The organism is Flagellimonas pacifica (assembly GCF_900215465.1).
Taxonomy (GTDB): domain Bacteria; phylum Bacteroidota; class Bacteroidia; order Flavobacteriales; family Flavobacteriaceae; genus Flagellimonas; species Flagellimonas pacifica.
In genome coordinates this window covers 55,332-76,201 of the sequence record NZ_OBEH01000001.1, presented here as the reverse complement: position 1 = coordinate 76,201, position 20,870 = coordinate 55,332, and the positions used below count along the sequence as shown (strand labels likewise).

The following is a 20,870-nucleotide window of genomic DNA, read 5'->3' as shown; positions in this document are numbered from 1 at the left end:
GATTTAATTTTCACTGGCCATTTGCACATTCAAACTTTGTTGAATTCTGTTACCTTCATCATCAACTGCTGTTAATGTGTAGTTGCCGAGTTGGTTTTCAACGATTAATTCATGAAAATTAATGGTGGAACCCAGATAGGTTTCATCCAAATACCAATGCACCGTACTTTCTTGCTGCTGATGTGCCAGTTTAAATATGATTTCCCTTGAAGCTTTCCCCAAATCTCGAGGCAAAAGAATCTCTTCATTTTTTTTGGGGTAGATGAACTCCATTAATTGCTTTTCCTCAGCATGGCACCCTTCCAAAAAAGGAGGCAAGCTTTTATAATTGGGGTGGGCATTGGCATAATAATATTCAACCACTGTAGGTAAGCCGAACCAGTTTTTTTGGATCATATTTTCTAGAGGATAACAATCTGAATTCACCCTAAACGCTTCTTCCTTATCCAAAAATAGTTGATGGTGATAGGGACACTGTTTGCTTCTGCTTCCTTTTATAGGTAACAACTCTTTCTGTATAATATCACAAAATGTTGAGGCTATACACCCACTTTCTTTACAAACTTCCAATTCGGCTAGATCATCAAAAGGTTCTTGAAACCACCTGCTTTGTGGCAGCGCATCCAAAACATCAAAAAGTAGGGGGGCAGCGGCAGTAATTCCAGTGAGTCCAGGCCTCCCCTCACCATCCGCATTCCCGATCCAGATACCAATGGCATATTTTGGTGTTACTCCAACTGCCCAGGCATCTTTAAACCCAAAACTGGTCCCAGTTTTCCATGCAATAGCTTGTGACGAATCAAAGAACTGCCAATTTTCATCCCCTTCAGGACGATTAACCTCTTGCAACGACTTGAAAGTGTGGTAGAGTGCTCCGGCATTTAAAATAGGCGATTCGAATTGTTCTTCACCAAAATCAATTTCACTTTCCTGTAAATAGCTGGGTTCTGCAAATTCATTGGTGCGATACGTACTGGAATTTGATAAAAAATAGTTTAGGGTCGATGCTGCTGAGGCATACGTTTTGGTAATGTCCCACAAAGAACCCTCCGCACCTCCCAAAATAAGGGGAAGGCCATAGTGACTGGCAGGTCTGTCCAACGACCTCATGTTCATTTTATGGAGCTGATTGTAGAATTTTTGAAGCCCGTATTGTCGCAATAACCGAACGGCGGGTACATTTAGGGAGCGCGAAAGCGCTCGGCTTGCAGGTACGGCACCTGCATATTTTTTGTTGAAGTTTTTGGGGTTGTACCCATTGATCACGGTTGGAATATCCTTCACCAAGCTATTGGGCAATAACTGGCCCTCGTGCAACAGCGAGGCAAATAAAAATGGTTTTAAGGTGCTTCCAGTACTTCTTTTTTTTGTGATGATATCAACATAATTTCCATGAGCCTTTATAGTTGGGGAATTACCCACATAGCTCAGTACTTTTCTTGTCTCCACATCTAAAACCAAGATGGATAAATTATAGATTTCATTGCTTTTCAATTGATTGTAGTGACGTTCTGCCAAAATGTTTGCCTGATTTTGTAGATGCCTATCAATAGAAGACTTTATGCGCTTTCCAGGATGTTCTTTTTTTATCCGCTCTGTAAGGTGGGGGGCACTATTGGGTAAAGGACGTGGTTTTTTCGGCAATGGTTCCAAAATTGCAAGTTCGTAGGTTGTTTGGTCAATATGTTTGTTATCCCATAGTTTTTTGAGCAAGCGGTTGCGTTTTTTCAATAAGATTTGTTCGTTTCTGCCTGGGAAAATTAGAGATGGAGCATTGGGCAATACTGCCAAAGTAGCTGATTGTCCCCAGCTTAATTCATGTGCGGGAATACCAAAATAGCGCCAAGAGGCCGTTTCCAATCCTACTACATTGCCACCATAAGGGGTATGTGTAGCATACAGTTTCAGAATTTCATCTTTTGAATACCTGAATTCCAATCGGGTGGCCAAAAAAAGTTCAATGCATTTCTCAAAATAGGTGCGGGATTTGTTTTTTCTACTCAACCGGATTACCTGCTGGGTTATGGTGCTCCCGCCCCTTCGAGTATCCTTAGTAAGATTATGTTTTATGGCATTGAAGATGGAAATAGGATTAAATCCAAGATGTTGATAGAAATATTCATCTTCAAACAACAGCACACTTTGTTTAAAACGCTCGGGTATAGAATCCATTTGTGGAAAACGCCATTGTCCATCATCGGCAATTCGGGCACCAATCAAAATTCCATCGGAACTGGTGACTACGGTTGAAGTGGGTTCTTCAAACAAAATTTTGGGAAGACAAAACGACCATATCAAAAAAAGGAGTAAGAACAGGCTTAATTTAAATTTATGCTTCTTCCACATGACTTTTTTGCTGGGGTTGGTGTCATCCTGAGCTTGTCGAAGGGTGAGACCTAATTGATTTTATATCTCAATTGGCTCAACCACAACACTTCGACTGGCTCAGTGTGACATTTTATTGCACTACTTTAATCCATTTTCCTTTGTTGCGGGCATGGTAATTATCATCGTACATGGCTTCAACCTGCGAGCCAGGTAGATAATAATCACCCAAGAAAGAAGCATTCAATTTTACAATGAATGTTTTGGATTTTTTGCCAGACAAGTCAAAATAAAAATGAGTGCGGTCATCACGTACATCAATATACTCAGCTTTACTGGAATTGGAGTCTGATGTTCCTGCATAAGATGTGTCTACAATTTCCCATCCACTAGGTACAATCTGGGTCAGGGCCAAATTATCAATATAATCGTTGGAGCTGTTGAAAACAGTTAATTTTGCCTGTAGCTCTGTTCCTTGACGCAATTGCGAAACATCGATATGGTTTCCAACCGCATCAAGGTAATTAACAGATAACCTTAAATTTTGAGCTTGAGCCAATTCTTGCCCTACGGGAAGCTTACCACTTTGCACCAAAGTAGCATAAATGGTGTTGTTTTGATTGTTTTTAACTTGAATTTCTTCTCTTGCCCCTGAAATAACAAGATTGCGCTGTGCGATGGCCCTATCTGTTTTTACCACAACCTCTTTTCCATTATTGGTAAAAGTAAGGTCTAGAGATTTGCCGCCATTTTTTGCCACCATTTTTGCCATTGCCAATAGTGCATATGATGTTTCTTGCGTACTATACCATCTTTGTGAGGAAAGATTCTTGGCCAAGGAAACGGCCAGATCACGTTGCTGGGAATCCCCAAGAATTACCATAGTTTCCAAGGCCATGGCTCGATTTCTGAAAACAGAACCATAGGTTCTATAATTATAGGAATTCGGTTCAAAGTCAATATTGGCGATTCGAGCCAATTCTTTTGCTACCTCTTTTTTGCCAACCAGGGCATAAGCCGCAGCCAATCGCCATTTGGCTTCATTGCTCAAGTTTTTTGATTCCCGAAGACGATTCATGGCGGCTAACTCTGGTTGTTGGGCCAATGCCAATGTGTATAAACGGTACGCCTGGGCCATATCGTCATTATAACGACTTTGCTGATTGCTCCATTGACGGGCTGTATTTTTCTGATAGCGCAACCAATTGCTTAAAAAGGTCAAAGGCAGTTGATATCCTTTTTGTTTGGCCTCCAACATAAAATGGCCTGCATAAGAGGTACCCCAATCATCTGCTCCACTGTAACCTGGCCAATAGCTTAAGCCACCGCCGGAAGTCTGGAAGTTATTTAGCCTTTTAATTGCAGCTTTAATGTTTTTTTCTGCCTCTTTTTTCTTATCGAAAGTAATATCGAGTACATCATCCAAAAACAATTGTGGAAATGCTGCTGAAGTGGTTTGCTCTACACAACCATGTGGATACTGTAATAGATATTCCATCCGTTTGGAGAAATCCATGGGAGGGAGGGTTGAAAATTCGATTGTGGCCGAATTGGATCCTGAGGTCCCAAAGGTTTCCATGGATATGGACTCAGATTGATTCGCATCCAAAGTGTACAAAGTGCTTTTAGTGGTAACTGGATTTGGATTTTCTACATCAATTTCAATTTCATTACTTGCATTTTCCCCTGCTCCCGATGCAGAAACCTTTATGGTTTGAAAGGATTTGGCGGGATTCACTTTAAAATCAAAATTTACGATTTGCTCACCAACGGCATCAAAAGTGATGTTTTTGGAAGTTGCGCCCAAAGGTTCCAAAGCTTTGCCAGCTTCAATGGAAACCTGTACGTTTTTCACCTTTTTCTCCATGGCAAATACGGTAACGGGAATAGTTACTTTTTCACCCGGAGATAATTTTCGGGGCAAAGAAGTCAAAACCATTAGTGGTTTTCTGACCGGAGTGGTTTTTTCGGTATTACCGTACGCACTATTTTGATTTCCGGCAATGAGCATGGTGCGCACAGAACCAACATAATTGGGCATGTTTATCGTGTGTGATACTTTTTCGCCAGGCTTCAAATTAAATGGACCCAAATAGCTGACCACTGGTTTAAAACGTTGTGCTTTTCGGTTTTTGGCTCCTTCGCCAACGCCACCACCTCCAATCTCATAAATATTATCGACACTTATGGAGTAGGCCCCCATGACATCATCAAAAATGTCAAAGGTTTTTACCCCTAAAGCTTGTCTTGCATAAAATGTACCATGAATATCTGGGGTTTTGAATCGTGTAAGGTCTAACAAACCTTCATCCACTACGGCCAAAGAATAGGTCATTGGTTTATTATTGGACTCAGAAACATTAACCTTAAATGAAGTTTCTGGTTGCAGCACATCTGGCATTTGAAGTTCTGGCTTTAAATGCGTGGCCGGATTTTTCACTAATAAAGGTACCACGCCATATAGACGAATTGGGAGATCGTTCGCAACCTGTCCATGAGGTTGTAATAACGAAATGTTGATATAGGCGTTTGGCGCCATTTCTGCGGAAATAGGAATCGTTGCTTTGGTTTCTTTAGCTGAAGTTTCAATCCATTGTTGGGACAAGACTTCGGAACCATTTTCAATGCTTAGCAGCGCTCTACCGCCTCTGTCTGAAGGAAAAGTGACCACAGCTTCTTCACCCAACGAATATTTTTCTTTATCCGCAGAAAAAACCAGGATTTTTGAACTTTCGGAATCTCCAGAAGCTGGTCTTCTCCACCAATTTCGATAAAAGTAAGCGGTGCGACCAGTAGCATGGCCAGAGACTTCATCAACTACCCGAATCAGGAAACGACCACCGTCATCATCGGGAATGTTCACTTTAAAGCTGCCTTTTCCATTGTTTGCTGTAGTGACGGACATTTCTTTATAAGGTCTGTGGACCGTGGCATTTTCATAGCGGGAAAGATTATCACGGCCTCGGTTCCACCACCAACGCCATTCAATCTTAAAGATTTGCACTTTTAGTTTACGGTTTCCAGCTGCATTCCCATCAGCATTTACACTTACTACATCGAATTCGGTATTCTCATCGGTCAAAAATGAACCATATCTACGCGCTTTTGGGGAACGAAGCCCCACAAAATGACTAAAGGGAGCTAATTTTTTGGAAAAAACATCGATAGAGAAGTCACCCCCACCTTCAAAAACCTTGGTGGTAAATGTGGCTTGGAGCATTCCCGGAGCATTTCCATTTACGTTGATTTTTTCATTGATATTTAGAATCCCATTATCATCCAATTTGGATTGGATAAATTGATTTTCAATTGCGTTGAAAGTACGCACTGGATCTTGGAAGATGTAATCTTTAAACTTTGGAAACGCCGAAGCAGCATTTTGTATATTGGTATTGATATCAATCTTAAGATTGCGTGCCGGGGCTCCATGTAGCCATTGTACTTTGGCTTGGCCAACGTTATTTTTGTTCGCTTTTAGGATTTCATCCTCGAAAGAGAAATCAACCTTAAGTCGATTGGGTTTTATCGTGGCAACTTTTAAACTTTTGTTGTATTCTGCACCACCAACAATGATTTTAGCATTCCAAGTGCCAGTTGGGGCCTCAGGTTTTGTTGGAATGGGGAAATAATAAAAATCTTTTTCTTTTTTAGCATAAAGTCCCTCTTCAATATGTAGTGAACCTTCTTTGAGGACATTTCTTTGGACAAGCTTTCCACGGGCATCATTGACTTCCAAGGTGACAGGATGATTGTCGGGAATAGGATTGCTTTGATCATTGAGAACAAAGGTCAAATGCACAGTATCACCAGGACGATGCACGCCACGCTCGGTATATATGAATCCTTGTAACCCATTTTGCAAGGTTTCACCGGACACATCAAACTTGCTCAAAGAAAGCGCGTTGCCATCAGAAAGTTTTGCGTATGCAAAATTGTTGTTTTTCTCTGCGATGACGAAGGCTGCCCTTTTTTCACTGTCAAATATGCCAAATCCAGAAGCATCTGTGGTGATTTCACCCAACAGTTGCTGTTGATAATTGTACAATTTAATGGTTGTATTGGCCTCAGGCTTGGTAGTGAGCAAATTGGTTGCCACAAAATGATAGGAACGGTTATTTCCTTTTTTTACGATTAATCCCAAATCACTTCCAAGAAGATTGGTAGTTACAAGTCGAGTGTCATTGTAATAGGCAGCATGACATGGATTGTCCCGTTCTTCCCAATTCCAATCATAGTTTCTCCAATTATAGATTTCATTGTCCCAATAACGTTCTTCCTGGGTTTCATCATGAGTGGATATCGCGATGTCTTCTAAAATCCCTTCGGAATCACCTGCATCATCACAATCATATGTGGTATGTTCTTTTTTAAAGCTAAACTCAACCCGATATAAAGACCCTGGATTTATTTTAATCAATTCGGAAAGGTCCAGCGCATTGGCTTTCCAATAACTTGTGTTCTCGCCGCCATTTTCTGAAAGCGGAATCACTTTGTAAGCTACTCTTCTGCCCACGGTTCTGAAATCAGAATTGTATTCTTGGGTTAGATTGTTGTTTTGCAAAAACTGCAACATATTGTTCTCGAAAACCTGGATAACCCGAACTTCAACAGCTGAAAGGTTTACAGTTTCAAAATAAATAGGCGTTGAAGCTGTATTAGGAAGAATGGTTCCTTTGGAAATGAGGCGCACAGCTGGTTTTAATTGCTCAAAGGACACCAATTCAGAAAATTGATTTTTCAAGGTGAAGCCATATTCACTTTTAATACCTTCAAAAACATTGACCCGGACTTCACCTAAAATTCGATTGGAAGGATACACTTTCAATAGATTTCCATCAATTTCATAACGGAGATTTTGAGCATTTTCGATTGTGACAAGACCATTTAGATTCTGATTTTGTTTTAACGGTTCGGAGAAATTCAAGGTAAGGGCCGCATTGGGTGCAGAGGTGGTTTTAGCATCTACCACCACAAACTTGTTCAGTCCTGGGATGGTATATTTTTCCTCCCCTTGATTATCAATACCAAAGTTTTTACCGTTCCAGTTGATGGTGAGCTCGCTATCGACTGTTTTACGAGAGATACTATCAATTTTAAAGCTGAAATATTGTGCATTTTCCTCATTGTTGTCCCATTTTACCGGAATTTTCTTGTCGCCCTGTTTTACAGAAAGTACTTCATCTATTTTTGAGACATCCAAAACATCCGAAGCATTTAAGGTGCCAGAGAGGTATTGCCAGTCTTTACTATAGGATTGTAGATTTCCTAGAGTTATCTTGAAATTTGGAGTGATGGTCTTGAAACTAAAAGTATATTCTTTAAAGTCACGGTCTATATCCTCAAAGAGCTTGTTCAATGCCAAACTCACCACATACTCCGTATCGGGCTTTAAATATTCTGATGGCTGAAAGGTGAGTTCCCTCCCATTCTCAATGGCAAGTTTACCTTCCACCTTTGGGGATATTGTTATGTATTCTGAAGGAAGTTCTTGGGCAAGCTCGAACTGATTTAACTGTTGTGCAAGGACAACGGTAATGGGAGTGGAAATACTCTGATTTCCATGGGTATGGTAACTGATGTAATCCTTGAACTTGAAAAGATTGTCTGTTTCAGATTCAGGAGCCTTCTTTTTGCAAGAAACGGAGAGGATGACAAGGGAAAAAACTATGATTCGAAGATATTGAGACATGCCAAATGGGAATTAATTATACTGTAATTTAACCACAGACAAGATAGCTTAAAAATGGGTGATAGGGGGCATTGAGTTCATGAATAACTCGTTATGATTTACGGATGGTTTTGACATGTTGGACTGAACCTTATGAAATATTTATGATTTTAAGCAAAGGGTCAAGCTCTTAAAATTGATAAATTGAAACACTAACGAACAAAAAACTTCAATTCATGATACGCAATCTTCTTTTATTATTTTTTACTACAAGCGTTTTTTACACGGTCACTGCCCAAGAGTCGGATTACCAACTAATTGAAAAAACATTGAATTACTATATGGAAGGAGGCTCCAATAGGGATTTTGACACGTTAAAAAAAGCTTTTCATGATACTGCAACCATGAAATACATTACTGAAGAAGGCTATAAGGAGGTAAACGCGCTTGAATTTTTCAGTGGGATGAAACCTGGTCCCAAGTCAGATAGAATTAATCGTATTGCCGAAATCACTGTCTCTGGTCATGCAGCAAACGCCAGACTTGAATTGGAGTACAAAGATTTTACCTTTGTGGATTTTATGAACCTGTTAAAGATTGATGGGGAGTGGAAAATCGTGAACAAGATCTTTTACAAACGTTTGAATTAATCACTCCGAGACCTACAGTTCAAAAATATAAAGAAAACTTTCTGGGCTAATCACAATGTTGATGTTGAATCCCTAAAGGATATTCTTGATGGTACATGGGGATATCCTCGTGTTTCCGATAGTTGAACTTTGGAAGATCAATACCATTGATGTTTGGTGCCTACAAATTTACAGTAGCCACTCCATCAGTCAGGGGAACCTCTTGACTAATATCATTTATTCTAATGGCCGTAAGTACGGGAATGGGGCTACAGCATTCACTTCCGTCTGATAACTCAAAGGTTGCATTGACGGTGAACGAGTAATCATTACTTAATCTTATGAAGTAGTTGTAATCGCCTTCTCTCCAATCACGATCTTGTATCAATAATAAAGGACTAGAAAGAGATTCTAGGGAAAATTGAGTGTTTGTGTCATCTATGGTCACATCGTTTATGGTATAGGTGCCGTTGTCAAAAACGTTGCTACCGTCCAATAGTATATCAAAAGCCAAAACACCCAATCCAGGACATAAAACCGAACAGTCGTCAGAGGAATTTATACATGATAGGAAAAAAAGTATGGGCAAAAAGAGGAATAATCGTTTCAGTGTCATGGTGAATTTTACTTTAAGATAAACTTATTTAAAAAAGTTGCGCTATGAAAGGTTTTTAGCTCGGTAATCGAAACTTTGTTCAACCTATATTACCAGCCACCTGAAGCGCCACCGCCTCCAAAACCGCCACCGCCGAAGCCACCTCCAAACCCGCCAGAGCCAAATCCACCGCTTCCAAATCCACCACTGGAGGAACGGGAGCTACGCCCCATATTGCTGAGAATAATCATGTCCCAAATATCCATTCCAGAGTTTCGGCCACCTCGGCCACCTCTATTGTTGCGGTTATTTTTTCTCCCTCGTACAAGAATGATTAAGATTATTATGAAGATAATAAAAGGCAATAATGATTTTAAGGAAAACCCGGGGTCGTTCCCAAAAGTGCGTTCTTCTTTAAACTCACCCGTCAACACCTGAAAAATAGCATCGGCACCTTTGTCCAGGCCTCCGTAATAATCCCCTTTTTTAAATTCAGGAATAATAACGGATTCAATAATTCGTTTCGACATAAAATCTGTTAGGAAGCCTTCAACGCCGTATCCTGTATTGATGGCAATTCTTCGGTCATCCCTAGCTAAAAGCACAAGTACTCCATTATCTTTGTTGGCCTGACCAATTCCCCATTTTTGACCCCATTGTGCGCCTAGAAAGTTGATGTTTTCTCCTTCTGTGGAGGCAATTATTGCTATCACTATTTGTGTAGAGGTACTATCCGAGTATCTAATGAGCTTTTGCTCCAAAGCTTTACTTTGGGAGATAGACAACAGATTTACATAATCATAAACACTGGTCTGTTTTTGTGGTTTTTCAGGTATGGTAAATTGTCCCCAGGCTATGGAGACGTATAAAAAAGCAATAAGTAGATTAACCTTTGGATATGGCATCACTCAATTCATTGGTATCCGTATGGTCCCATGGAAAATGGTCGTTTAATTCTTTGCCGGCCATTAAAACGCCCTCTACAATACCTTGTTTAAAATCACCTTTTTTAAAATGTGAAGCAATTATATTTTTCGTATTATCCCAAAAACCTTTGGGGACAGCACGGTCAATTCCTGAATCTCCATAAATGACAAACTTTTTATCCTCCACAGCGACATAAAGCAGTACTCCATTTTCGTCTTTGGTATTACCCATTTTTAAAAAATGAAATATCTGCTGTGCTCTACTAAAATGGTCCATTTTGGCAGTAGCCTCAATATGAACCCTAATCTCTCCTGAAGTGTTTTTTTCAGCTTCAAGAATGGCATTGACAATCTCCTGCTCCTCATCAGCAGTCAAAAATTCCTCTACGTGCGACATGTTCAATTGAATTCGAAATTTACATCTGGGGCATTTTCAGCACCTGGATTGGAACTGAATAATGCAATTGGATCAAAATTGGCTATACCCGCTATAATATTAGTTGGAATTTTTTCAATCTTGATATTGTAATCACCTGCAAGATTATTAAAGCGATTTCGCTCCACATTGATTCTATTTTCCGTGCCCTCCAATTGAGATTGCAATTCCAAAAAGTTCTGGTTGGCCTTAAGTTCTGGATATCGTTCCACGGTTACCAATAATCTAGAAAGTGCGGAAGATAATCCCGTTTGTGCTTGTTGGAACTCAGCTAACTGTTGTGGGGTTATATTGTTTGCATCAATAGTAGTCGAAGTTGCTTTGGCACGTGCTTCAATAACCTCCTTCAACGTGTTTCTTTCAAAATCAGCGGCTCCCTGTACAGTTTTTACCAGATTGCCAATAAGGTCACTTCTTCGTTGATATGAACTCTCTACATTGGCCCATTGCTTGGTGGCCTGTCCTTTCATATCTACAAGAGTATTGTTGGTTCTTACATACCAGCTACCCAATATCACGGCCAATACCACAAGTGCAATGAGGGCGAGTATACCTTTTTTCATGTTCTCGAGTTTAGTGTTTATTATAGTTTATAGTTGTTCTTTGATTTTTAAAAGCTCTGCCTTTACTTTTTGTAGTTTTTGAATGACCTCAAACTTGGAAAGTGTTTTTTGTTTTTCCTCCTTTAAATGGATTTTGGCTCCTTCTAAGGTAAAACCGCGCTCTTTTACCAAGTGATAAATGAGTTGGAGGTTTTGGATGTCCTTGGGTGTGAACTTTCGGTTGCCCTTGGCATTTTTTTTAGGCTGGAGCACATCAAATTCCTTTTCCCAAAAACGAATCAAAGAAGTGTTCACTCCAAACGCCTTGGCTACTTCACCAATGCCATAATATCGTTTTTCAGGAAGATCTACGTGCATTAATCCAAGGATTGATTCTCTTGATTGGCGAATTTGAGCATATTTTCAAACTCTTCCGCCGTCAAACTTCCATAATAGAAGTTAATAGGGTTGATGCGTTCTTCATCTTTGAACACCTCATAGTGCAAATGGGGAGCCTCTGACCGTCCTGTATTTCCTACAAAACCTATCAAATCCCCTCGTTTTACTTTTTGGCCTTTGGTCACATTGTATTTGCTCAAATGTGCGTACAAAGACATATATCCGTACCCGTGATCAATTCGTATGTGCTTGCCATAACCGGAAGATCGGTTGTCGGCACGTTTTACTGTTCCATCACCTGTTGCATAGATGGGCACTCCTCTTGGAGCAGTAAAATCCATCCCCCAATGCATTTTTCGAGCCTTGGTGAAAGGGTCAGAACGCCATCCATAACCTGATGCCATTCTAGTTAAATCTTCATTTCGAACAGGTTGAATTGCAGGAATAGAAGCCAGTAATTTTTCTTTTTCCTCCGCCAGTTTGGCTATTTCATCCAACGATTTGGACTGAATCACCATTTGTTTTTGAATAATATCCAAACGTTGGGTTGCGTTGGTTATAATTTGGGAGTTGTTGAAACCTTCCAACGACTTGTATCGGTTTACCCCTCCAAAACCCGCTTTTCTTTGCTCTTCCGGAATGGGATTTGCCTCAAAGTAGAGGCGATATATATTGTTGTCGCGATCTTCAATGTTGGCCAGAACCTGCTCCATTTGCTCCATTTTTTTGGTCAATATCTCAAATTGCAGCTCATAATTGCGCACTTCGCGGTCAAGTGAAAGTTCTTTGGGCGTATTTAGTAAGTTGGTATTAAGCAGAACAATTAGTCCTAAAAGCCCAAACAAAGCGGCACCTACAACAAAAAAGAAAAGATTCCTATACTTTTTGGATTTTTTGGGCTCTATCTTTCGATAGGAAAGGGTATCTGGATCGTAATAGTACTTAACTTTAGACATGAAGGTATTTTATCCTATTTTTGCGCATTCTTTTTTAAGAAAACAAACAAATATAAAAATTGTTTTTCTTAAAGTGTTAAATTTAATAAAACCCTAGCAAATTCAATGACATCCCAAGAAGTTAGAACCCAGTTTTTAAATTTTTTCAAAGGGAAGGAACATAAAATCGTTTCATCTGCACCTATGGTGATGAAAGATGACCCTACTTTGATGTTCACCAATGCGGGAATGAATCAGTTTAAAGAGTTTTTCTTGGGAAATTCGGTACCGGTTTCCAAAAGGGTGTCGGATACCCAGAAATGCCTCCGTGTAAGCGGAAAGCACAATGATTTGGATGAGGTGGGCAAGGATACTTATCATCACACCATGTTTGAGATGTTGGGTAACTGGAGCTTTGGAGACTATTTTAAGAAAGAAGCCATTCAATGGGCATGGGAGTTATTGACCAAAGTCTATAAAATAGACAAGGACAGCCTTTATGTTTCTGTTTTTGAAGGAAGTGATGATGCAGATAATTTAGAAATGGACAAAGAGGCTTTTGAGTTATGGAAAGCCATAGTTCCAGAGGATAGAATCATCATGGGGAACAAAAAGGACAATTTTTGGGAGATGGGTGATCAAGGTCCCTGCGGGCCATGTTCTGAAATCCATGTGGATATTCGATCTAAGGAAGAAAAAGCTAAGGTTCCAGGTGCTTCGCTGGTTAACCAGGATCATCCGCAGGTTGTGGAAATATGGAATTTGGTCTTTATGCAGTACAATCGTAAAGCCAATGAAAAATTGGAAAGTCTTCCTGAAAAACATGTGGATACCGGAATGGGCTTTGAACGCCTTTGTATGGTGTTGCAAGGTGTGCAATCCAACTATGATACCGATGTTTTTACTCCGCTTATCCGTGAGATAGAAATTATCACCGGCCAGAAATACGGAAAGGACGAACAGACGGATATTGCAATTCGTGTGGTTGCCGATCATATTAGGGCTGTTGCTTTTTCAATTGCAGATGGACAATTACCGAGTAATAATGGTGCTGGGTATGTAATCCGAAGGATTTTAAGACGTGCCATACGCTATGGATTTACCTTTTTGGGTACCAACAAACCATTTATCTATCGATTGGTAAAAGTGTTGGGTGAAACCATGGGCAAAGCCTTTCCAGAGCTTCGTGAGCAATACCAGTTGATAGAGAATGTAGTCAAGGAAGAGGAAAGTTCGTTTTTGAGTACCTTGGAACAAGGATTAGTGCTGTTGGACTCAGTAATAAAATCTACCAATGGTAAAACTGTAGATGGTGAAAAAGCCTTTGAGCTGTATGATACTTTTGGATTTCCGATAGATCTTACTTCATTGATTCTTGAAGAAAAGGGATATAAACTGGATGCTGAAGGTTTTGAAAAATCCTTGAAAGCACAAAAAGACAGATCTAGGGCTGCTTCTGAAATTTCTAAGGACGACTGGACCGTGTTGCTTGAAGATTCTGAACAGGAATTTATTGGCTATGATAGTCTTGAGGCTGATGTGAAGTTGGTAAAATACCGAAAAGTCAGCAGTAAGAAAGAAGGAGATCAATATCAAATGGTTTTCAATCTAACCCCGTTCTATCCAGAAGGTGGTGGACAGGTTGGAGATAAAGGTTATCTGGAAGTTCCCAACGGTGATGTGGTTTACATTTTGGATACCAAAAGAGAGAATAACGAAGTTGTTCATTTTTCCAGTAACCTACCCAAGAACATTTCCGGCACGCTGAAAGCAGTGGTCGATAAAAAACAAAGGCAGCGTACTGCAAGCAATCATACCGCAACGCATTTGTTGCATCAAGCTTTGCGAGAAGTTTTGGGTTCGCATGTGGAACAAAAAGGATCGGCAGTGCACTCCAAGCACCTTCGGTTCGACTTTTCGCACTTTTCAAAAATGACTGTGAAAGAGCTTCGTGATGTGGAGAATTTTGTGAATGCACGAATTGAAGGACAGCTTCCTTTTGAGGAAAACCGAAATATCCCCATTAAAGAAGCTATGGAGCAAGGTGCTATGGCGTTGTTTGGAGAAAAATATGGCGATACGGTCCGGACGGTCCGTTTTGGGCAGTCCATAGAATTATGTGGTGGAACCCATGTGAAGAACACTGCGGATATCTGGCACTTTAAAATTGTTTCCGAAGGAGCTGTTGCAGCAGGAATCCGAAGGATTGAGGCAATTAGTTCCGATGCAGTGAAGGAATTCTACTTTAAGAACAACCGAATGTTGTTTGAGATAAAGGATTTATTGAACAAGGCCCAAGACCCTGTTAAAGCTGTGGAAAGTTTGCAAGAGGAGAATGCAACTTTAAAAAAGCAGGTGGAGCAACTATTAAAGGACAAAGCCAAAGGTCTTAAAAACGAATTAATTGCCGAACTTGAAGAAGTCAATGGAATTCAATTTTTGGCTAAGAAGGTTGATTTAGATGCTGCAGGCATTAAAGATTTGGCCTTTGAAATGGGTGGGCAGGTTTCGAATCTATTTCTGTTACTAGGTGCAGAAAAAGATGGAAAAGCGATACTGTCTTGTTACATTTCCAAGGAAATGGCGTCAAACAAGGGATTAAATGCTGGCAACATTGTGCGAGAGTTGGGTAAACACATCCAAGGAGGCGGAGGCGGGCAGCCTTTCTTTGCCACTGCCGGAGGTAAAAATCCTTCTGGAATAGCGGATGCATTAAAAAATGCAAGAGGGTTTGTTGCCAAGACAAACTAAGATATGCGATTCTTCAAGCTTAAAAACCTTAATTGGAAATACATTCTAGGTGAGATATTATTGCTTTTTGTAGGCATTAATCTGGCCATTTGGTTTAACGATTGGAATGCTTCAAAATCCATTCAGAAGAATAAGGAAATTGCATTGGTCAAAATAAAGGACGAATTGCGCAACAATCTCGCTCAGCTTGAAGAGAGTAGATTAAAAAACCAAAAAATACCTTCTTTTTTTGATGAACTTGGAAGCCTGGAGAACAAGGAGGGCGATTTGGTTTTAAACCCAGATATGATGAATATTTTTGTTCAACGTTACCCGGAGTTTTATCGAAAAATGGATTCGGTCAAAGTGGATGATAAACTTTATAAATATAAAGGCTTTACCAAAGTATATCTGGAAATTACCGATTTGAGCAATATAGCTTGGGAAATTTCAAAGTCTACCGGAATATTTCATGAGTTCGGATATGACTGTCTTTACCAATTACAAGGGCTGTATCACACGCAGGATTTGGTGAAGGGGGAACTTAAAAAAGCCACCGAGGCTTTGGGAAACAAATCTATAGATGATTTGATTCGGGTTTTGAGCTTTATGGATCAATTGGAAGCCCAGTTGGAAAGCCAATACAAGGATATGATCAACAATATTGATAATTGTAAGTAGTTTTCAGATGAAACTTCAAACCATTGTTCCCATTGAAAAAGCAAATAATCCCATTGACTATCAGTCAAAAGTATTGCTGTTGGGTTCTTGTTTTGTAGAGAATATTGGCGGTAAACTGAACTTCTTTAAGTTTCAAACAACGCAAAACCCTTTTGGGATTTTGTTTCATCCGCTTGCTATTGAAAATTTGATTGAAAGAGCGTTAACGAATCAACCTTATCAAAAAGCAGAGGTTTTTGAACATGACGGAATTTGGCATTGTTTTGATGCCCATTCCGATATAAGTGCTCTTTCGGAACAAGAATTGCTTGATAATTTGAATAATGGATTGGAAGAAACTGCAAAAACATTAAAGGAAGCCACTGATGTTGTTTTGACCTTGGGTACGTCTTGGACCTATAAACATAATTCAACCCAAAAAACTGTAGCGAACTGCCATAAGGTGCCGCAAAAGGAATTTTCCAAAGAGCTGTTGTCGGTCGAAAGGATTCAATCAAGTATTAAAAAGATGGCGGAACTTATCCAATCCGTAAACGAAAAAGCACAGATTATTTTCACTATTTCCCCAGTGCGCCATTTAAAGGATGGGTTTGTGGAAAACCAACGCAGCAAAGCACATCTGATATCCGCCGTGCATACTATTTTGTCACTTCGAGCTGTCACCCTGAGCTCGCCTGCACTGAGCAAAGCCGAAGTGTCGAAGGGGCAGTCGAGAAGTCTTTCCTATTTTCCATCCTATGAAATTGTCATGGACGAATTGCGCGATTATCGTTTTTATGGGAAAGATATGGTGCATCCCAATGAATTGTCGGTTGATTACATATGGGAAAAGTTCAAATTGGCATGGATATCTCCAGAAATCTACCCCGTGATGGATGAGGTAGAGGCAGTTCAAAAAGGACTACAACACAAGTCCTTTAACCCGGATTCTGAGACACATCAAAAATTCAAAAAGTCGCTGGGCGAGAAAATTACGTATCTTCAAGAAAGATATCCTTTCATGAAATTCTGATCCATGAAGAAAGTCCTTGTTGGTGCAATCATAGCTTTGGCCTCGGTATTGATCTACAAATCCTGTGCAGATTATCGGGAAGAATCTGCTACGCTTAAAGAGAGTTCTTTATTGATTCAGCAGGAGTTAAAAAACGTATCCAAGCTTATTGTGACCGAAGGGCACTTTGTGGAGGTATACAATTATGCAGATTCCAAAGAGCTGTTTGGATCTTTGGTGACGGCAGATAAAAAAGCATTGGTGGTGGTGAATGCCGAGGCGACTATTTCGTATGATCTAAGCAAGGTTGAATATGAGCTTGACGAGGCCGAAAAAACCATCAAAATTTCATCAATTCCCGAACCTGAGGTCAAAATCAACCCGGATTTTGAATACTATGATGTAACAGCGGATTATTTTAATCCATTTAAAGCTGGTGATTATAATGCCATTAAAGAAAATGTAAATGCTTCCCTAATGCGAAAAATTGAAGCTTCTTCTTTAAAATCAAATGCTGAAAATAGGTTGATTAGCGAACTTTCCCGAATCTATGTGCTGTCCAATTCCATGGGGTGGACTTTGGAATACAACCAAAAAACCATCGATTCTTATGATGGATTACTCAACCTTAGCAGTACCAAGCTCGACTAATTCCAAACCATCATCGATCAAATGTCCAACTTTAGGATTGTTTTGTTTGACCGTTTCCAGATGTGCTTTGATTTCCTTTTGAAACCCTGAATCGTTACCTTTTTTAGCCAGTTCGAAAAGTTCAACGGATAACAACCAATCTTCCGGATAGTTTTCCTGCAATTCCTTGAAAACCTTATTTCTTGACGTGGTGGTGTTTGAACCTTCCCTAAAATCCCGGATTTGTTGGTAGTATAGTTCCAATTGTGCTCTCGTAGTACTTTTCTCTGACTTTATGGTAGTTTCCAAAGGAACATGCGTAATCAGGTTAAAACTGTTTAAATCCGCAGGGCCATTGAATGCTGAAACAACCTCTTGGCCTACGGCCATATGGTAGAGCCCCCATTCAGGTAGAAACAAAACAGTACCATTGTGGGTTACAGTACAATCTTTAAAGGTAACCAGCAGTATTTTGCCCTGTAAATTTCGGGTGCCAGTTATGATAGTGCCTTCAACTTTGACACCTCCCTCAAACTCCAATGAAACCTGCTCACCTTCATAAATTTTATAGGCCTTTAAATCCCTTGGCCCCATATCTTCAATGGCTAAATTGATTCCTTTTAACTTTCCTATTGGTGACCCAAATCCTTCGGGATGTTCTAGTACGCTATGTCCTACCAATTCCTTTTCGCGATATGCCAAAGCCGTGGAACCAATGGTTCTCATGTAAACAGGTTTGCCATCATGTTCGATTACGCTTTGGAAATGCCCTGAGATTTGCAATCCCGTACTAAGTTCTATACTGCCCAGTGCTTTAGAGTCAACCAATTTTTTAATTCCTACAAGTCCGCCGGTTCGCAGGGCCATGGTATTGGCAAAATCCTCTAATACTTGACTCAAAAGTGCAAAATCGGGAGTAACAAACAACTGAGGCTGGGGTTTGGTGATGTCAAAAGCTTGATGGGCTGCTTCAATGGTGTAGGGTAATTTGATCACCTCGTCCTGCATGCACCATTTACTTTCTCCAATGGATGAAAGCAGTCCCGCTCCATAGATTTTTGGATTATCCACGGTACCTATCAACCCATATTCTACTGTCCACCAGTGCAAATTTCGAATAAGGGCCATTTCACTCGGTTCACCCATGTTTTCTTGCAGGTATTCAATATGTTTCTCGGCTTTATCAATTTCCTCTTGGGAAGTGCCGTGAGCTTCTTTTATGATAGATAAATGCCTTACCGCTTCATAAAGTTCATAATCCTTGGCGCTGGAAATGGCTTTGCTGCCAATTTCGCCAAATCGCCTTAGGTATTCTGCGTACTCTGGATTTGCGATAATAGGAGCGTGGCCGGCTCCTTCATGGATAATATCTGGAGCTGGTGTGTACTCAATATTTTCCAATTGTCGGATATCCGATGCAATTACCAATACGTTATACGCTTGAAATTCCATAAATGCTGCAGGAGGAATAAAACCATCTACGGCAACCGCAGCCCAACCGATTTCCTTTAAAATACGGTTCATACCGTACATGTTGGGAATATGGTCAATGGAAATTCCAGTCTGCTCCAGTCCATCTACATATGATCTGTGCGCCACTTTACTTAAATAATCCACATTTTTGCGCATTACATAGCGCCAAACCGCTTGATCAATGGCGGAATACTCCTCATAATTTTGAGGTTTGATAAACTGTTTTAGATGTTCGGGCAGTTTATCCAAAATGGGATTGCTTTCGTATGCAGCATCTTTCATTGTAAATGAATTAAAATCTTCCTATAAATATACTGATGACGGAACAAATAACATGTTAATTTATTCTTAGAAGGAATAAAGACTTATTACGTGTAATATTTTAGGAATATGTATTAATTTTGAATTGTTGAAAGAAGCAAAACAGGAAAAAGTATGCAAGCACAATTGGACGCCATTGATCGTGAGATTCTAAAAATATTGGAAAAAGATGCCAAGACTGTTGCCAAAAATATCGCTGAACAACTTGGTTTGACCAAGACCCCGGTGTATGAACGTATAAGAAGATTGGAGCAAGAGGGTTTTATCAAGAACTATGCTGCCATAATTGATAAAGAAAAAATTGAAAGCAGTATTACCGTATTCAGTTTTGTTTCCCTGGAAGCCCAAAAGGGGCACTTAATGGATGATTTCTTGAGACAGGTAAATCAATTCTCCGAGGTTACGGAGTGTTTTGTGGTTGGGGGAGAGTTTGACTTTTTGCTGAAGGTTATTGTAAAGAATCTAGATGCGTATTATAAGTTTGCGAAGACTAAAATTGCATCCTTACCCAATATTGGGGCCGTGAAAAGTGCTTTTGTTTTAAATGAGGTAAAGAACGAAAAGACCTTTCCGTTGTTGTAACAAAGAAACATAAAGAGAACGAAGAACCCACTTCACTTTTCCAACTTCGATGAACACTTTCAATTCAGCTACTTTGGATTCTTCGCTCTGTTTTTGATAATTTTTTAATTCGCTGCAACAGCTGTTACTGATGGAGGATATTCTTTAAGAATATGCGATACAAATTCTCGAATACGTTCCTCTTTCTTTTCTAAGTTCTTAGTATTGTTTAAGGTTCCTACACCGCGACCTTGCCATACCAGTTCCTTCTTTTTGGCATCTATTACATCAATGTAAAGAGATCCTTCGGTACGTGTGCTAACATTGGGGGTGTTGTTCCAGCCCCATCCAGGACCCCAGACCCAAGGATTGTAAAAACCTCCATAACCCCAACCAAAGTTGTTGTTGTAGACGTCAACACGCTCACGTTCTTTGGTAAAGATGCTTACCAAAACATCTGGTTGTTGAGATTTAACAAAACCGCGAGAGCTCATTTCAGCCTCAATGGCTCTAAGAATACGTTTTTTGTCCAAATCAGAGATTTGGGCCTTGTCAATGCCAGTTTTATAAAAGGCATATGATTTGAAAGTTTGAAAATCAGCTTTTTGATCATAATCGGAAACCACTCTGACCGAGGTACAGGAAAACAGTAGAGTAATTGTTAAGGCAGCTAAGGAAAACAGTTTTAAATTTTTCATAGAAATCTTTTTTGAGTTCAATAAATCACTAAAAATCAGTCACAAATATTATGCCGAACAGTGCTTTAGCGCTTTGAGTTTGTCTTTTTATCGTAGCCATAAGGACAATGGCGGCAACCACTCTCACAACAATATCCCCTTTTTAGATGGTACTGCTTGGTAAATACTTTATAACCTTCTTCAGAGAGGTAAAAATCGCCCTCTTCCAAGGGAATATATTCTTTCATATAAATAGAAACCAATATAAAATTACAGTATTCCGATGAAAAGCACCAATTGTAGTATTGTTAAGTAGTTCACCGAAATTGTTAATGTTATCATCGGATCAAT

The 20,870-nt window shown here is 39.8% G+C and carries 17 protein-coding genes; 6 read left to right on the top strand and 11 right to left on the bottom strand.

Annotation, left to right across the window (positions count from 1 at the left end):
• Nucleotides 1-3: 3 nt before the first annotated feature.
• Together pbpC and CRO15_RS00320 are read right to left on the bottom strand one after the other, a co-directional pair.
• Complete coding sequence (gene pbpC / locus CRO15_RS00325) at nt 4-2,346, bottom strand: penicillin-binding protein 1C (protein ID WP_097043753.1); 2,343 nt, start codon at nt 2,344-2,346, stop codon at nt 4-6.
• 112 nt (nt 2,347-2,458) lie between these two features.
• Nucleotides 2,459-8,014, bottom strand: coding sequence for an alpha-2-macroglobulin family protein (locus CRO15_RS00320; protein ID WP_097043752.1), 5,556 nt, complete (start codon nt 8,012-8,014; stop codon nt 2,459-2,461).
• Between the two features lie 215 nt (nt 8,015-8,229).
• Between CRO15_RS00320 and CRO15_RS00315 the strand changes: the two genes are divergently transcribed.
• Nucleotides 8,230-8,643, top strand: a complete 414-nt coding sequence (locus CRO15_RS00315) for a nuclear transport factor 2 family protein (RefSeq protein WP_097043751.1) — start codon at nt 8,230-8,232, stop codon at nt 8,641-8,643.
• 160 nt (nt 8,644-8,803) lie between these two features.
• Here CRO15_RS00315 and CRO15_RS00310 read toward each other — a convergent pair whose 3' ends face one another.
• The 6 genes from CRO15_RS00310 to CRO15_RS00285 all read right to left on the bottom strand — a co-directional run bounded on the left by CRO15_RS00310 (nt 8,804) and on the right by CRO15_RS00285 (nt 12,476).
• Nucleotides 8,804-9,238, bottom strand: coding sequence for a hypothetical protein (locus CRO15_RS00310; RefSeq protein ID WP_097043750.1), 435 nt, complete (start codon nt 9,236-9,238; stop codon nt 8,804-8,806).
• 89 nt (nt 9,239-9,327) lie between these two features.
• The gene (locus tag CRO15_RS00305; RefSeq protein ID WP_097043749.1) at nt 9,328-10,122 is read right to left on the bottom strand and encodes a TPM domain-containing protein; all 795 of its coding nucleotides are present in this window, start codon (nt 10,120-10,122) and stop codon (nt 9,328-9,330) included.
• Complete coding sequence (locus CRO15_RS00300; protein WP_097043748.1) at nt 10,103-10,540, bottom strand: TPM domain-containing protein; 438 nt, start codon at nt 10,538-10,540, stop codon at nt 10,103-10,105. Before CRO15_RS00300 ends, CRO15_RS00305 begins: the two co-directional genes overlap by 20 nt.
• A gap of 2 nt (nt 10,541-10,542) precedes the next feature.
• Nucleotides 10,543-11,142, bottom strand: coding sequence for a LemA family protein (locus CRO15_RS00295; RefSeq protein WP_097043747.1), 600 nt, complete (start codon nt 11,140-11,142; stop codon nt 10,543-10,545).
• 27 nt (nt 11,143-11,169) lie between these two features.
• Nucleotides 11,170-11,499, bottom strand: coding sequence for a MerR family transcriptional regulator (locus tag CRO15_RS00290; protein ID WP_097043746.1), 330 nt, complete (start codon nt 11,497-11,499; stop codon nt 11,170-11,172).
• A complete protein-coding gene (locus tag CRO15_RS00285; protein ID WP_097043745.1) occupies nt 11,499-12,476 on the bottom strand; it encodes a M23 family metallopeptidase in 978 nt (325 codons plus the stop codon). Before CRO15_RS00285 ends, CRO15_RS00290 begins: the two co-directional genes overlap by 1 nt.
• A gap of 105 nt (nt 12,477-12,581) precedes the next feature.
• On the opposite strand from CRO15_RS00285, the gene alaS reads away from it, so the two are divergent.
• From alaS to CRO15_RS00265, 4 genes are read left to right on the top strand one after another with little or no spacing between them, the layout of a single operon-like run.
• On the top strand, nt 12,582-15,206 hold the full coding sequence (gene alaS / locus CRO15_RS00280; protein WP_097043744.1) for an alanine--tRNA ligase: 2,625 nt from the start codon (nt 12,582-12,584) through the stop codon (nt 15,204-15,206).
• Between the two features lie 3 nt (nt 15,207-15,209).
• Nucleotides 15,210-15,866 (top strand): hypothetical protein, encoded by a 657-nt coding sequence (locus CRO15_RS00275; protein ID WP_097043743.1) that lies wholly within the window; start codon nt 15,210-15,212, stop codon nt 15,864-15,866.
• Between the two features lie 7 nt (nt 15,867-15,873).
• Nucleotides 15,874-16,878, top strand: a complete 1,005-nt coding sequence (locus CRO15_RS00270) for a GSCFA domain-containing protein (protein ID WP_097043742.1) — start codon at nt 15,874-15,876, stop codon at nt 16,876-16,878.
• A 3-nt stretch (nt 16,879-16,881) separates the two neighbouring features.
• Nucleotides 16,882-17,508: a DUF4230 domain-containing protein gene (locus CRO15_RS00265; RefSeq protein ID WP_097043741.1), complete on the top strand. Its 627-nt coding sequence runs from the start codon at nt 16,882-16,884 to the stop codon at nt 17,506-17,508.
• Here CRO15_RS00265 and CRO15_RS00260 read toward each other — a convergent pair.
• Nucleotides 17,476-19,242 (bottom strand): aromatic amino acid hydroxylase, encoded by a 1,767-nt coding sequence (locus CRO15_RS00260; protein ID WP_097043740.1) that lies wholly within the window; start codon nt 19,240-19,242, stop codon nt 17,476-17,478. The two genes, CRO15_RS00265 and CRO15_RS00260, sit on opposite strands and share 33 nt — an antisense overlap.
• Nucleotides 19,243-19,395: 153 nt before the next feature.
• Here CRO15_RS00260 and CRO15_RS00255 point away from each other — a divergent pair, with 153 nt between their 5' ends.
• Entirely contained in the window at nt 19,396-19,863 is a 468-nt protein-coding gene (locus tag CRO15_RS00255) for an Lrp/AsnC family transcriptional regulator (protein WP_097043739.1), read from the top strand.
• A 104-nt stretch (nt 19,864-19,967) separates the two neighbouring features.
• On the opposite strand, the gene CRO15_RS00250 is transcribed toward CRO15_RS00255, so the two are convergent.
• On the bottom strand, nt 19,968-20,540 hold the full coding sequence (locus tag CRO15_RS00250) for a DUF4136 domain-containing protein (RefSeq protein WP_097043738.1): 573 nt from the start codon (nt 20,538-20,540) through the stop codon (nt 19,968-19,970).
• A 65-nt stretch (nt 20,541-20,605) separates the two neighbouring features.
• A complete protein-coding gene (locus CRO15_RS19685) occupies nt 20,606-20,767 on the bottom strand; it encodes a DUF5522 domain-containing protein (protein WP_165769889.1) in 162 nt (53 codons plus the stop codon).
• Nucleotides 20,768-20,870 lie beyond the last annotated feature (103 nt).